Source organism: Alteromonas sp. KUL150 (assembly GCF_009811475.1).
Taxonomy (GTDB): domain Bacteria; phylum Pseudomonadota; class Gammaproteobacteria; order Enterobacterales; family Alteromonadaceae; genus Alteromonas; species Alteromonas gracilis.
This window is the reverse complement of sequence record NZ_BLIJ01000098.1, coordinates 1-548: the sequence shown is the minus strand read 5'-3', so window position 1 is coordinate 548 and position 548 is coordinate 1. Positions and strand designations below refer to the sequence as shown.

Sequence of the window (548 nt, the reverse complement as noted above, 5' to 3'; positions counted from 1 at the left end):
TCGCTCAGTATTATAGCCTACGTATTTTTGCCCGTTATGCGGGCCGTTATGTGCCAAGGAAGTTTTATGGATAAAGGTTTTAAAGCATTGGTGTATGCAACTGTATTTTTTGCGACACTATTTTCTGGTGTCACTCAAAGTAAGGATGTAAAAATGTCAGGCTCAGCCCAAAATGGCGTGCTTATCTACTCAAGTAACTTGCCCCACCTCGCAGAGTTCTATGAACAACTATTTGGTATGCGTGTTACCAAAGAAACCAAAGATTTTATCAGCCTAGATAAAGATGGCTTTAACCTCATTATCCATGTCCCACCTTTCGATATACCCAAAGATTCTTTCAGCCCAATCAAGCTATTCTTATCCGTCAAAAATATGGAGGCTACAAGAGAAAAAGCAGTTAACTTAGGCGGCAATGCATTCGATGGCGAATGGGCAAATCCAATTTTCAAAGTGTCTAACATTGCAGACAGCGAGGGTAATCATATACAAATCAGGGAATTCAAAAATCCCAACAATGACTCATAGGTAGTTTTGTGGTTAAGGCACAT

1 protein-coding gene is annotated in these 548 nt (G+C 40.0%); it reads left to right on the top strand.

The features are described 5' to 3' along the window. On the top strand, positions 1-525 hold a 525-nt coding region (locus GVO62_RS19240), incomplete at its 5' end, for a VOC family protein (protein WP_236547246.1). Between the last annotated feature and the right edge of the window lie 23 nt (positions 526-548).